The 13905-nt window shown below is 62.7% G+C and carries 7 protein-coding genes; 1 reads left to right on the top strand and 6 read right to left on the bottom strand.

The genetic code is table 11. The features are described 5' to 3' along the window. Nucleotides 1-300 precede the first annotated feature (300 nt). Nucleotides 301-2898: a right-handed parallel beta-helix repeat-containing protein gene (locus AC1Z3F_RS04025; RefSeq protein WP_483566605.1), complete on the top strand. Its 2598-nt coding sequence runs from the start codon at nt 301-303 to the stop codon at nt 2896-2898. A 78-nt stretch (nt 2899-2976) separates the two neighbouring features. Here AC1Z3F_RS04025 and AC1Z3F_RS04020 read toward each other — a convergent pair whose 3' ends face one another. The 6 genes from AC1Z3F_RS04020 to AC1Z3F_RS03995 form a co-directional block, all read right to left on the bottom strand. Then, nucleotides 2977-4260: an O-antigen ligase family protein gene (locus AC1Z3F_RS04020; protein WP_483566604.1), complete on the bottom strand. Its 1284-nt coding sequence runs from the start codon at nt 4258-4260 to the stop codon at nt 2977-2979. Nucleotides 4261-4262: 2 nt separating this feature from the next. After that, nucleotides 4263-5648, bottom strand: a complete 1386-nt coding sequence (locus AC1Z3F_RS04015) for a Wzz/FepE/Etk N-terminal domain-containing protein (RefSeq protein WP_483566603.1) — start codon at nt 5646-5648, stop codon at nt 4263-4265. Continuing rightward, nucleotides 5632-6375, bottom strand: coding sequence for a CDP-alcohol phosphatidyltransferase family protein (locus AC1Z3F_RS04010; RefSeq protein ID WP_105658095.1), 744 nt, complete (start codon nt 6373-6375; stop codon nt 5632-5634). Before AC1Z3F_RS04010 ends, AC1Z3F_RS04015 begins: the two co-directional genes overlap by 17 nt. A 244-nt stretch (nt 6376-6619) precedes the next feature. Continuing rightward, nucleotides 6620-12031, bottom strand: coding sequence for a PKD domain-containing protein (locus AC1Z3F_RS04005; protein ID WP_483566602.1), 5412 nt, complete (start codon nt 12029-12031; stop codon nt 6620-6622). A gap of 78 nt (nt 12032-12109) precedes the next feature. Further along, nucleotides 12110-13375, bottom strand: coding sequence for a polysaccharide biosynthesis protein (locus tag AC1Z3F_RS04000; RefSeq protein ID WP_483566601.1), 1266 nt, complete (start codon nt 13373-13375; stop codon nt 12110-12112). After that, the gene (locus AC1Z3F_RS03995; protein ID WP_483566600.1) at nt 13372-13905 is read right to left on the bottom strand and encodes a hypothetical protein; all 534 of its coding nucleotides are present in this window, start codon (nt 13903-13905) and stop codon (nt 13372-13374) included. Before AC1Z3F_RS03995 ends, AC1Z3F_RS04000 begins: the two co-directional genes overlap by 4 nt.

Here is a 13905-nt window from a genome sequence, read left to right as displayed (position 1 = left end):
CCGCACCAGCGTCGATCCCCAAAATCAACGGCGAGTTCCGGAACATGCCGCAAGCATGCGTTTCTCATCTACCGAGCATATGTGTCGTGCCGTTGCGGCACACGAGTGCACCCGTACTTGCGTTACCCGCGAATTACTTGCTCGGGGGTACTTGGAATACTCGCTGGCCACTGGGGAAGTTTCCTCGTCAACCTCGAAGTCCAGGGATCGAGAGAGAAACATCACGATTGAATAACGGTTCATTCCATGCCACCATTTACAGCAGGGCCCGCGTGACCCTTAAACCATCGTCTATATTGAATGAGCAGGGCCTGTTTTGCTGGGGAGCACGGGTTAAGCTCCGAGGATCCTTTGCAGAACCTTTCCCCCAAAAATCTCTTGCCCCTCGGTCCGGATACATCCGGCCAATCTTCCCAGCGGCCGCGCCTGATCGCGGCATTGGCCTTGGCCGCCGCGTGCGGCATCGTTGCCACCTCCTTGAACCCGGTGCCCGTGGCCGCTTCGACCACATTGGTCGCCGATGCCATGAACCGCATAGTTGGCTCCGGCTGGGGCTCTACTTCAAGTGGAATCCCCTACCTAGCCAACAGTCCAAGCCGTTTCGCCGTAGATGGTTCCCAGGGTGAAATTACCTTGGTCCCCGGCAAGCTCAGCCATGCCACCGCCGCCATCAACGCTGCCGACATGCAGGCCGGCGTCGATATTTCCTTCGACTCGCTGCCCAGCACGGGTTCGTCCTATGCGCACCTAGGTGCCCGAAGTACCGCAGATGGCCAATACACCGCTTCGCTTCGGCTGCAAAGCACTGGCAATCTGTCCCTGGAAATTTCACGGACCGTCAGCGGTAAAAAGATCGTGCTCGATTCTCGGCAGATCAGCGCAGCGGCTCGCCCGGGGACTGCGTACCATGTTGACTTCGCCATCACCGGAAGCGGCACCGCGTCGCTCAAGGCCCGAGCCTTCGCAGCTGGCCGCGGAACCCCCGAATGGCAACTGGAATCGGAAGATGCATCCACAGCGCTGGCCTCGGCCAAAGGCAGCTTGCGCATAGGCGGTTACCTTTCGGCCAGCGCCGCCGGCAACTCCGGTCTGCACGTAGATAATCTGGTGGCGCGTTCAGCTACCGAACCGGCGATGCAGGCCCCGGAACCGGCACCTGCCCCATCGCCTTCCCCAACTCCCGAACCTGCACCTGAGGCCGAAGGAACCGTTCTCCACTCCGAAGAGGTCAGCGTTGGCGAGCAGGCACCGCAGGCGGGAACCCTGAGCGCCATCCCTTCAACTGCACTTTATGTTTCGGCATCCGGAAATGATGCCTCCGGCGGTACCGCCTCAGCGCCACTGCGCACCCTGTCCAAGGCCATTTCCAAAGCCTCCAGCGGACAGACCATCGTGGTGCGTGGTGGCAGCTACCATGAGTCGGTAGTGATCCCCGCAGGCAAGAGCCTCAAGCTGCGCGAATACCCGGGAGAGACCGTCTGGCTCGATGGTTCCAAGGCAATCACGGGCTTCTCCGCTGCGAGCAATGGATGGGTGAAATCCGGCTGGGACTACGATTTCGATACCAGCCCGACCTACACCCGGGGAGCCACAGACAATACGGCTGAAGCATGGGGCTTCATCAATTCCAGCTATCCCATGGCAGCCCACCCCGACCAGGTATGGATCAACGGGGCCAAGCAGACCCAGGTATCCTCGGTTGCCAAGCTCAAACCGGGTGCCTTCTATGTGGACCGCGCCAACAACAAGCTGCACCTCGGCACCGACCCAACCGGAAAGTCCGTGCGCGCTTCTACGCTGGTCAAGGCCCTGAGCATCCGCAGCGGCAATTCCAGCGTTTCGGGTATCAATGTGCGCAAGTTCGCTCCTTCGGTGCCCGACATGGGTGCGGTCACCGCGGAGAAGCCGGGCATCACTGTGCAGAACCTGACCATCGAGGATACGGCAACCACGGGTTTGAACGTCAGCGCTGTGAAGAACACCGTGAGCAACGTGAAGATCCAGCGCAGCGGCATGCTGGGCATGAACGCCGTGTACGCTGACGGACTGGTCGTCAACAAACTGGCCTCCACAGGCAATAACCACGAGCGGTTCAACACTTCGCCTGTCTCCGGCGGGCTGAAGATCGGACGCACCCGGGGCGTGACGGTGAAGGATTCCAAGCTCAACAGCAACTACGGCCCGGGACTATGGCTGGATGAATCCGTCTACGATTCCAAGATCCTGAATAATGACCTGATCTCCAATACCGGGCCCGGACTGTCGCTGGAGATCTCCGCAAAAGCAGTGGTGGCCAACAACCGCATCACCAAGAATTCCGGATTCGCCTTCAAACTGAACAACACCAGCGATGTGAAGATCTGGAACAACACCATCAGCGGCAAGAACCGGGTGCTGAACATCGTGCAGGATGCGCGCCGCGCAGCGAACAAGTCCGACCCCGGGCACGATCCGCGCCAGCCATTCCCTGACACCACCATGACCTGGATCAATAAGAACATTGTCGCGAAGAACAACGTGTTCTCCAATACCGGCGGTGGCAACGCAATTCTTGCCGTCGAGGACTACTCGGGGAGCTACACGGCGGAACAGATGAAGATCTCCCTGGCGTCCAATGCCTATCACCGCATCAACTCCACGAATCCGAAGTGGTCCTCCGTCTGGTCCAAAGGCGCTGGAAACCCCGCGGTGTTCACCACCTTGCCGGCCTTCGCCAAGTCCACCGGACAAGAGCTGAATTCCTTTGAACTCACCTCCAGCACGGTGCTGAGCAGTACCAATAATCCGACTACCAGCGTTACGGGCAAGAACAGCCAGGCTACCGCATTACCTAGCGATATTGCCTTCCTGATAGGACACGCCCCCGCTTCCAAGCGCATCGGCAGCTACCCGCGCTAGGCTCCGGGCCACCCTGGCAGTACAAGCAACGGATCCCGGCTCGGCATTGTGCCCAGCCGGGATCCGGTGCATTCGGGTTCAGCTGCCCATCGCCACCGGCGGATCCGGCGGCTGCTTGCGCTGCAGGGGTGCAGCGTGTTCCCAGTCCAAGGCCGCTCGGCTGCTGGCCGGTTCCAGCATCAGGGCGAACACCAGGAAAATCAGGAATAGCGCACCGGCATCTACCAGCCCGTTTTCCATCACGCTGCGGATGATCACGAATGCCAGCAGCGGGAACAGCAAGCTGCGCAGCCTGCTTGAACGCAATGCGGCGAAAACCGTCAGCAGAACCCAGAAAGCCACAAGCAGCGTTCCGATGATTCCAGTTTGCGCCAGCAAGGAAATCCACGAAGAATCGAAAACCTGCTCGTCCCAGTACTGCCCTTCGACAGCAATGGTCTTCTGGCTCAATCCCGCACCGATCCATCTCTGCCATGAATCATTGGGCAGGTTCAGCACGACCGACCAGCTGATAGTCCGGGAGTTCAACGTCATCACCGAGGCACTGTCCTCGCGAGCCATCAGATTCTGCAAAACCGGAGTCAGGAACGCAAGGTAGAACACCAGCGGAAGTGCCGCCAGCGCCGCCACGATGGTCTGCAACGGGATTCGGCGGAGCATCAGCAGCATGCCAGCTGCCGTGCAAGCAGCCGCGATGAGAGCGGTGCGCGACTCGGAGAGCAGAAGGATGGAGCTGAGCAACACCAGCATCCCCACGTGCCACCACCGCGCGTGCGCGCGCAGCGATTGGTGGAAAAGAACCAGTGCCGGGATGCCGGAAAGCAAGGCAATCTCATTGGGGCTCAGCGGAGGGATGCCGCCTGTTAGGCGCCCGCCTCCGCCCAGCGCCAGCCCGGTCCCCGCGCTGATGATGCCCACCGCGGCCAAACCGACGCACATGGCCAGCAGCACCTGATGGGCCGGGAAAACCCGCATGATGAACAGCACTGTCGCTGCCAGCATCGCCACGCGGATCGCGATGATGGCCGAGGCCATGACATTGCCTTCTGCCATCGCCCCGATCACGCTCAGGGCCAGAACCGGAGCGAGCAGCGCGATACTGCGCACGCCTACCGGCTGACGGGCCCCACTCCACATCCACAGCAGGATCGCCCAGCACAGCACGGCGCCTTGCAACAGCGCCTTGAGCACGACCACGAGGTCCAGTCCGCCGGTGAATAGCGTTCCCTGGCGCCAGGCAACCACGCTGAAGACCATCAGGATCCACAGCAGGTTCAACTGCCACAGACGCGGAACCCGGTAGCGCCGTGGCACCGGGATCTGCTCCGCCGGCGTCCAGGACGCGCTGACGGCCGGAGGCATGATCAGGTATCCCGCCGGTGCCGGAAGCGCGAAGGCTTGCGCACCAGCACCAGCCCGGTCGCTCCGACGCGCACAGCGTTCAGCTCCTGCAGGGCATCGGCAACCTGTCGGTAGGTGGTTCGCCGTTCACGTCCGGTGAGGATCACGCAATCGCTGTGCAGGGCCACTGCGGTAGCGTCCACCGGCTGGCCCTCCATGCTGGCTACGAAGATCACTACATCGAAATCCTCTTCGAGGGAAGCGATCAAGCTGTCCAATCCGGCGAACACATCGAAACGGCGCAGCGTTTCAGGTTGCGGTCCGGCAGGGAGGTAGCCCATCGGCACCGATTCGATATGAGTGAGCGCATCATGCAGCTCGCTGGTGCCAGCGAGCACTTGGGTCAGGCCCGTTCCACTTGCCTCGTCGCGGCGCAGCGGCTCCAGTTGTCGGTCGGCCTGCACGATCACCGAGCGCTTGCCCATGGCCGCCAGGGTCTGGGCGAGCTGCTGCCCATCGAGAACCGCATCGGCACGGGTACCGAGCACCAGGATGCGTTGCGGCAGGCGCCCGTCATTGGCCATCAGCAGGTTCGATACCAGCTGGCGGTAACCGACCTGGATGCCGGTCGGGTTGGCACGGGCTCCGTCCTTGGACCGAGCCGCCACGGTGCCCAGCACGCGCATGCGCAATTGCCGTTCGGCGTCGCGGCCGCGCAGGATCCTCGGATCCAACTTGTGCAGCGCCAGGGCCAGCAGCAATCCCAAGCTGGCTCCCGAAACCAGGCCCAGGGCCAGATTCACGGATTTGCGAGGCGCGGTGGCGTACTGCGGTGCCGCGGCCGGCACGGACAGCTCCGCTTTGACTTCGAGCTTCTTGGGATCGGTGTTCTCCAGTTTCTGGATGGACTCCGCCAGCAACCCGGCAGCCGTATTGGCCATGTCCGCGGCCTGCTGGGCCTCCGGGGCCTTCGCCGTCACGGCCAGCAGCACGGTATCGACCGGATTGGTGGCGTTCACATTGGATTTGACGTCCTGGAAACTGCGATCCAGATCGAGCTCGCGGATCACCTGGTTGATCAGCTGCGGATCATTGACCAGCTGCGGGTAGGACCCCACTCGCTGCAGCGCGAACTGGCCACGGGCATAGGCCGTGTCCTGGCTGGAATTGACGCTGACGAACAAGGTCGACTTCGCGGTGTAGACAGGGGTCATCCCCAGGGTGATGGCGATGGAGGCGAGTATCCCGGCAAGGGTGCTGGCCACGATCCACCACATGCGGGTTCGCAGCACGAAGAAGAAATCACTCAGATCCATGCCTGCCACCTCCCGATGCGCATGCTGTCCCCAGCCCAATTCCGGTGCAGCTGGCCAGGTGCGATGTTCTTGGTAATCAAGCGCTTTGGCCAAGGCCCTTCACCTCCCGGTACCACTTGCCCAGGGCCAGCGCCAGGAAGCCTGCGTTGGCCAGCAGCAGCAGGACATACACCGGAATGAACACCGATGGCAGCCACAGCGTCAGGAAGGCCAGGCAGATCAGGCCGAAGTCGGTAGGCACGACGGCCAATGAATACAGGGCCGAGCTCTTGCCCTGGCCCTGCAGGTAGTGCCCCGTTCTCCCGGAGTTCAGTCGGCGCAGCTGATCGGTGAGGATCATGGAGAAGAACAGGCTGCAGGCCACGACCTGGTAGGCAATGGGCACCAGGTACCAGGCGCCTTCTACCGGGTAGAACCGATACCACGAGATCAGCACCATCGCGTGCAGGGCGGCGGTCTTGATCGCGTCGACAATATGGTCCAGCCATTCGCCGGCAGCGGATCCGGAGCCTTGGAGACGGGCCAGCTGCCCATCAGCAGAATCCAACGCGTAGCCGAGCACCAGCAAAGCAGTGATCAGCAGCGAAGAGCCGAAGGACGGTTCCAGCAGTGCGATCACCGCCAGTCCGCCAGCCGTGCATAGTGCGCTGATGCCGGTGACGCCGTTGGGCGTTAGCCGAAGCAGATAGGCCAGTGCCGCCAGCCGGCGGCCCAGTGGCCTGTTGACGAAGCGCGAGTAGGCTGGCGCTCCCTTATTGGTTTTCTGCCGCTGGCGCAGTTCTGCGACCGCCCAACGGTATCCTTGTTGTTCTTGCAGCATGTGAGTCCTCCCCAGTGAACTCTTATGTGCTTGCGGCCGCGATCGGCCGCAAGCGCCCCCGATATTCAGCCCTGTCCCCAAGCACCGCATTTCTGCAGCGCATCCCCAGGGGACAACCCAAGCTGAGTACAATCTAGTTGATTTCCCGTGTTCTATCCATCGAATTCCTATTCCTAGGCGAAGCCGCTGAGCCAGCGCTCGCGATTCGCACCGCATTGGCGCAACGAACTGCGAACGGCCGGGCTCATTCGGCGATTTCCCACACCTCCAGATCATCGAAACCGCCGTTGACCGGCGCGTTACCCGCCGAGCCGGAGAGGTAGACCGACAACCCCAGACGCCCTTCAGCCTGCAGGGCGGCGGTGGAGTCGGTGGCGTTGAGCTGCCAGTCCAACGGCTCATCCTGGCCCTGGTTGTAGGCCTTGGCCCGCAAGCTGGTGGAACTGCTACCCTCGGCCTGCAGGCGCAGCCACACCGCTTCGCCTGGCGAACCGTCTACCTGGCCGATGACGGTCTCTGCGCTCAATGCACTGACGCTGCCGGAGACAACCTTTTCCAAGGTCACTGCCACCGAGCCATTGGACAGGAACCTGACCTTGGCGCGGTACGCCCCCACGCCGGGGATGTCCCGGATGGTCACCGTCTGGTAGATGCCTCCGCCTGTGGCTTGCTTGTCGCGGCTGAGCTTGATGCGCAAATCGCCTTCCCGCACGCCTGCTGGCAGCCACGAGAGCGGTCCGCTTCCGGCGGTGGACATCCGGATCCTTCCGGTGCCTTCGGTCACGCTGAAGTTAGATGACGAGCCTTGGCGCGTCCAGGTTTCCCCGGTATCGGCTTCACCCCATCCATCGGAAACGGTGCGGCCAAAGGCATCGGAGACCAGCAGGGCAGGTTCCGCGATTTCCGAGACCTGCACCTGCTGGACCAGTTCGGCGCTTAGCCCGTCCTCGTCGGTGACCACCAGCTTGATCTGATAGTCGCCTGGCTCGGCGTACTCATGGGAGGCGTTCTGGCCGCTGGCGGTGTTCCCGTCTCCGAAATCCCATGCGTAAGTGGCAATCTGGCCATCAGCATCGCTGGAGGCGGCGCCATCGACTTGGACTTCAAGTCCGTTCACTTCCAGGGCGAAGGCCGCCACCGGTGCCGAATTCCGGACATTCACTTCCGTTTCGGTGCGCGATTCCAGCCCGTTCCCATCGCTGACGGTCAGGGATACCGTATACCGGCCGTCCTCGGCGTAGCGGTGCTGCGCAGTTTGGCCGAGAGCGCTCTGCCCATCGCCGAAGTCCCATTTGTAGCCGGTAATCGGCGCATCCCCGGCCGTGCTGCCCGAGGCATCGGTATTCAGCGCGAGCCCGACTACCGAGGTGCTGAACTGCGCCTGCGGACCTTGGGCCGCGGCCACTGTGACCACCTGGCTGATGGTGCTTTCCCGTTCCCCGGCCTGGACTGTCAGCGTCACGGAGTAGGTGCCTGCCGATTCGTAGTCGTGGCTGGCCGTCGCTCCGCTGGCCTCGGTTCCATCTCCGAACTCCCACAAGTATCCGGTGATCTCCCCGCCAGCTGCCGGCGGCAGCGAATCGGAGGCATCCACGGTGATCGCCAGCTCATCGGATTCCCAGCTGAAGGCAGCAGTCGGATCCAGCTCGGCCGGGTCCTGCACGGCGACATCGCTGGAAGCGGTGCCGGTTGCGCCCTCGTTGTCGGTGACGGTCAGGGTCACGGTCTTGGTTCCGCTGCTTGAGTACTGGTGCATGGCCTGGGCCCCAGTGCCGGTAGTCCCGTCGCCGAAGTCCCATTCCCAGGACACGATCTGCCCATCGGCATCCAGCGATGCCGCAGCGCTGAAGGTGGCGGCCAGCCCGTCAACAGTGGATTCGAAGGCAGCTTCCGGTGCCGCGTTGGGAACCTTGACCTGTACCGAATTCGACACCGTGCCGGTAGCCCCGTGCTCATCGGTCACCACGAGAGTGACCTCGTAGGTTCCCGGTTCCGCATATTCGTGGTCGGCCTCGGCCCCCGAGGCCTCGGTTCCGTCGCCGAAGTCCCAGGCATATTCCAGTTCCCCGTCCTCGGCGTCTGCGGAGCCAGAGCCATCGACCTTGATGCCCAGGCCGTCAACACCCAGTTCCATGGCCGCGACCGGAGCGGCATTTTCGACCGCCAGGGTGCTCTGCGCCTGGGCAGTGGCCCCAGCGCTGTCGGTTACCGTCAGGGTCACCGTGTATTCACCGTCGGCGCCATAGGCATGCTCCACATCCTGGCCGGATGCCTTCTGGCTGCCATCACCAAAGTCCCACTCGTAGGACAGTTCCCCCTGCTCCGGATCCGCGGATCCGGAGCCGCTGAGGCTGACCTTCAAGCCGGCCTGCTCGCTGGCTATCGCGGCCACCGGCGGCTGGTTGACCGCCTTGGCCTCGACCTGCTGCGTCTTCGTGGCAGTGCCACCGCGGTCATCGGTAATGGTCAGCACCACCGTGTAGGTGCCGGCTTGGGCGTATTCATGAAGCACGCCTTCGGTCTGCACGGTGGTGCTTTGCCCGTCGCCGAAGTCCCATGCGTAGCTGGCGATGGTGCCGTCGGCATCGGTTGATCCGCTGGCGTCAAATGCCACTGCCAGCCCTTGGCTGGTGCTGGTGAACTCGGCCAGTGGATCCTGGTTGGGCTCTCCTGCAATCCCGTAGTGCTCATTGACCTCGGCTTGGCTCAGTGCCCTGGCGTAGACGGCGGCCTCATCGATTTCGCCATCGAACCATGCGGAGCTGGCTCCGGACCATACCCGGTCCCCGCCAATGCGCCAGTAGCCGTTGAACGGCTCGGCCGCGGTTTGCGGGTTGGTGCCGGTGAGCGCGCCATCGACGTACAGCTTCATGCCCTCGCCGGACAAAGTGGCAACCAGATGATGCCAGTCACCGTCGTTGTAGGCCCGGCCGGTGGTGACCAGATTTTCAGCTCCGGTGTAGACGCCGAAGACCAAGGTGCCGTCATTGCGCATGTAGACATGCCGGTCGTAGCTGGAGGACAAGCCGCTGGCCGCATTGCCGAAACCGATGATCTTGCCTCCATTGCCCGTGGTTGTCCGGAACCAGGCCTCGGTGGAGAACACTGTCGGGTTCTGCACCGCCCGGTTCGAGACCACCGCGGCATCGGACTCGCCGAAGCCCAGCGATGTGCCGTGGCCGATAGCGGAATCTTCTGCGTAGCGGACCGGGCCGTTGATGGTTCCGTCGTTGCGGGCGATGGTGCTGTCCGTGGCCACGTTGCCCCCGGTTTCATCCAGGCGCCAGTACATCTGCGGTTCATCGCCGTAGACCGCGATGCCGTAGGCATCGGCTGGAGGCTCGGGGATGTCCGCAGTGCGCCCGGTGGACTGGAAGAGCTGCAGCACGGTGGCTGCATCAATCTGCTCGTTGAAGATCGCCACCTCGTCCAGCTCGCCGTTGAAGGCCTTGCTCGACGGCTGGTTCGGCCAGCCGTTGAGGTTGTCCCCGCCGATTCGCCACATGCCGGAGTAGGCCTGGCCGCTGCTGACATCGGTGCGTTCGGCGACCTTCAGCCCGTCAACATACAGGTGCATTCCGGCTTGGCCCAGAGTTGCGGTGAGCTGGTGCCACTGCCCGTCGTTGTAGCTCGCCGAGGAACTGACCGTTGCCGCCCACCCCAGCCATGTGCCAAAGTGCAGGCGTCCGGAATTGTCCATCCAGGCATGGCGGTCATAGCTACCGGAGTCGCCGGTGGCCGAGCTGCCATAGCCGATCAGCTTGCCGCCCTGGTCGCTCTCGGTCTTGAACCACAGCTGGGTGGTGAAGGTGTCCGGCGCGGTCGCGGCATTTCGGCTCGCCAGCGACTGCCCGCTGAATCCGCTGGCATCATCGTCGCTGATCGCACCGGGCAGGCCGCGCTGCAGGGCCGCGCTGGCGTCGGCATCGACGAAGCCGATGTTGTCAAAGGCTACGCTGCCATCGGATTCGTTCAGTGGATAGTAGATATCCGCGCCGGTCTCTCGCAGGACCTGCGTATACGGACTCTCGGCGCTGTTGCTGACGGTCACCGGATCCGAGCGCGGACCGATGTAGTTATTGCCCCACGGGTCCGAGACGCGTACCCGGTAGGTGTGGGTGCTGCCCGGAGCCACGCTGTCATCGCGGAAGCCCAGCGACTGCTTTTTCCACCAGATGGAGGACACGTCCTGGCTGTCGATGGCGGTGAGCGAATTATCGCGCAGCAGCTCGTAGGTGAGCGTTTCGTCATCGAGATCCCAGGTGGTCGGCCAGGCCACGCGCACGGAACCGCTGCGTTGGGAGATCGCCGATGGCTTGAGCTCCGCGGTGTACTCGGGCCGTATCGAATTCGACGACAGCGACCGTTTGGGGAAAACAGCCAAGCCCTGCTGGTTAGTGTTGTTCAACCTGGTGAACTCGCCGCCGAGAACCAGGTAGTCCCCGTTATTGTCCATGGCCCAGCCACCTTGGTACTGCCCGGTGTAGGTACCGGTATTGATCGAGGGATACCAGTGCAGCAAGGTCGGGATTGGCTGGTTGCGCACCAGCGAATTATTCGACGGCGCAGTGGCATCCGTACCGGTGGCGAAGGCAGTCTCCGCCAGCGCGCGCTTCCAGATCATCGGATTCTCCTCGGGGAACCCGTTGACCGACGAGCAGTCGTGGGCGTGCGGGGTCGAGTAGACCACGTCGCCCATGATGCTGATCGATGAGGTCGATCCATAGCAATTATCGAGCCAGATCAGATCTCCGGTGGCGTAATCGGCGGCAAATCTGCCGTCGAACCAGTGCCAGCCCATGCCGTTGTTCGCCGCATAGATGACTCCGTTTTCAAGTTTCAGGTCCACGACCCATGCACGGGCATTGTCATCGATCCGCGCCGGGACCGGAGTCGAGCTCCATGCCACCTGCTGGCCGGTGGTCTCGTTCACAGCTCCGATGCCGACCTTGGGCTCGTTGTTGATCGTCTGGAAGCGTCCGCCAATGACCACGCGGTCGCTCTGGTCGGTGGCGATGATGCCGTGGACGATGTCATCGGTGGTCGGTGCCCACGCCTGAAGTTCCGCGTTGACGCGGTTCAGCTTGGCGACATTGCGCCGGGTCTGGTTGGCCACGGAGTTGAAGGAGCCACCCAGGTAGACAGCGTCGCTGGTCACTGCAAGGGTTTCCACAGACCCGCCCACGCTGGCGGAGAAGGAACTCAACGCCCCGTTGGAAGTGGTGAATTCAGCGATCTTGCTGCGGGCTTGGCCGCTGACTGCGGTGAACTGTCCACCTGCGTAGAATCGGCTTCCATCCGGAGAAAACTCGATATCCATGACCGGAGCGTTGAAGTTCGGGTTCCAGGGCAGGATCTGCCCGCTGGTGATATTGAAGGCCATGGCGTTATTGCGAACCACTTCCCCGGCGCCGCCAGGATTCGCACCGCTTGGCCGTACCCGGGTGAATGAACCGACCACATAAGCCACGTTCCCGCGCACACGAAGGTCCCACGCCACCCCGTTCAGCTGCGGAGTAGGAAGATGATTTGCGCTGACCGTCTCGGGCAGCTCGATTTCCTCTTCGCCAGCGGCCGTCGCCGGAATTGCGCTCAGGCCGGCAATGACCAGCACAGCCGCCGCGACCGAAGCCAGCACCCGTGTGAATCGCCGCACGGGTGTGCGCCGGCCTGCAGTTATCTGCTGCTCTTCCATGTCCATTCCGTTCATTATTGATACCGGGGCTTTGCCAAGTCAGCGCTGCTGGGCGAATCGGTCCGCTGGTTGCCCCTGCCGGGGCAAGTGCACGGCAACCGATTTCTGCAGCCACCGTCGCATGGCCAAGCCGCCGGCCAAAGCACCAGCGGCGGCGGCCCACGGAACCAGCCGGTAATCCGAAGTGAATACCAGCACGGCTGCAATCAGCACCACGGACAGGATGCTGTCCATGAACCTGATGGCAAATACCGGCCGTGCATTCTCATGTACCGCAGCCAGCAGGCCATACGGTGTGGACGCCGCCACCGCGCTGGCATACGCCAGCCACCCGGTAACAGCAAGACCTGACGGGCGGATGCCCGTCAGCAGAGGTCCGCCCCAAGGCAGCAGCACCAGTCCAATGGCCGCGCAGCCTGCGGTGGCCAGCAACAGCTTGAGCACCACCGAATCAGTGTTCTTCAGCTGGCGCCATGGACCGGCATCTCGGTCGCGGGCCAGTGACGCAAACAGGTAGGCACAGGTGCCAGTGACCAGCAGCATCGCAGGAGCAGCATAAAGCCTAGCCGCCTCCAGCGAGCCGGCCGCGGCCAGGCCGATCAAGGCGGTGACGAGCACGCGCATCACGGTCAGCTGGGCCGGGCGCAGTCCTTGCAGGGCAGAGCGCCAGATTCCGAACCTGGCGACGGCACGGATCTGAGCCGGACGGCGGGCCGGTGTTTTTTCGCTTTCTGGCAGGCGCAGCCAACCGAAGGCGGTTCCGGCGCATTGCCCGGCCAAGACCGCCAAGAAGAACGCTTCCAGCGTCAGGGTGGAGAAGACGCCGAATCCCAGCAGCACCATGCTGGTGGTTCCCAATACCACCAGGTCCACCGCGATCAGCTTTCCGAAGTTGAGGATCACCATGTAACTGCGCCGAACCAGCTCTTCAGCGACGTAGGCAACCACTGCCAAGCCGTAGAGCACGGCTCCGAGCAAGCCCAGCTCGGTACCCGCCCAGCAAAGCAACGCTCCGATGGCCCCCAGAGACAGGGCCAGCAAAGCGAGCCAGAAGCGCAGTCCGGCGCGCACATGCGGATCATGCCGGTCCAGTACCGTCAGCGAGTCGCCAACAAAGCCGGAGATGATGGCGGCGGCAAGGATCAGCGCTCCGTACAGCGTCGAAATGAGGCCCAGGGCCTCCAGCCCGAGAAGCTTGGCGGCCAGCATCAGCACAATCAGGCTCGTCAGGGACTGGATTGCCTGGGCCGTGGACGATGAAGCCACACCGGCAACCTTGTTCAGCAGAGTTCTGGCTAGAGTCATTTCTTCTCTGCCTTCAACGTGAACAACCCTGGAGCGTGCTGGTTGTCCAGATCCACCTGCAACTTTGCCACGGCGCCGGCATCTTGGACGATGAAGGCGTAGTGGGCGCTGGCCTGCTTTCCAGCCTCGATCGTGCCAGAGAAGTCATAGGCCTCGACCTCGCCGTATAGCGGCAGGGCTGCCTGCTGGCCCTTGCCCAGCACGAGGTTAATGATCACACTGGAGATGTCCAGTTCCTTACCGGATCCATTGTCGATTCGGACCTCGTAAACCCTGTACTTCGCTCCGGTGAAATAGCCTGGTCCTTCGCTTTTCACGATGCCATTGCTGATCGCGGCAACCGTGACGTTGACTCCGTCCCGATAGCTGGCTTCCGTCGCATCCGTCATATTCGCCGGCATGCGGTCTGCGGCCTTGACTGCTTCACCGGAGCGCTTCACCACCGGCAGTTTTCCATCGTCAGCTTCGAAGGCTACCCCGCTGTAGTCTGCTGGCTTCTCGACTTCGGGTGTTGGCTCGTCGCTGGGCAC

It is taken from the genome of Glutamicibacter sp. MOO4 (genome assembly GCF_056934395.1).
Note: the sequence above shows the minus strand (reverse complement) of the source record. Positions and strands in the feature narration are given on the sequence as shown.